The sequence below is a fragment of the Pseudoalteromonas rubra genome (assembly GCF_005887095.1).
Lineage (GTDB): Bacteria > Pseudomonadota > Gammaproteobacteria > Enterobacterales > Alteromonadaceae > Pseudoalteromonas > Pseudoalteromonas rubra_E.
In genome coordinates this window covers 1-364 of record NZ_PNCI01000199.1, presented here as the reverse complement: position 1 = coordinate 364, position 364 = coordinate 1, and the positions used below count along the sequence as shown (strand labels likewise).

The window sequence follows — 364 nt, the reverse complement described above, 5'->3', positions numbered from 1 at the left end:
TTATTGCCTGCTCGGTGCGGTTTTTTAAAACGTCAAAGGTTACAAGTTCTCGTTTAATAAGCGTGTAAAACACCACTACTAAGCCTATTGCAAAAGCAACACAGCTTGCCCATGCAGCACCCGCTAAACCCATATCAAAGGTAAACATAAACAATGGATCGAGCGCTATATTTAACACACTGGTTAGCACCATAATTCGCCCAGGCAATAAGGTTTCGTTATGAGCACGGCAAATGCTGTAACCAAAATAAAGCAGCGCTCCAAGCCAGCAGCTTATTAGCCAAGGCAACCAGTAAAGCTCAGTTAAATTAAATAACGAAGGCGTTGTACCCAGCGCTAAAGTTATAGGCTGCTGAAAAAGCCA

The 364-nt window shown here is 42.9% G+C and carries 1 protein-coding gene; it reads right to left on the bottom strand.

Translation table 11 applies throughout. The features are described from left to right. Positions 1 to 364: polysaccharide biosynthesis C-terminal domain-containing protein (locus CWB99_RS23860; protein ID WP_171045456.1), on the bottom strand; the 364-nt coding region annotated here is incomplete at both ends.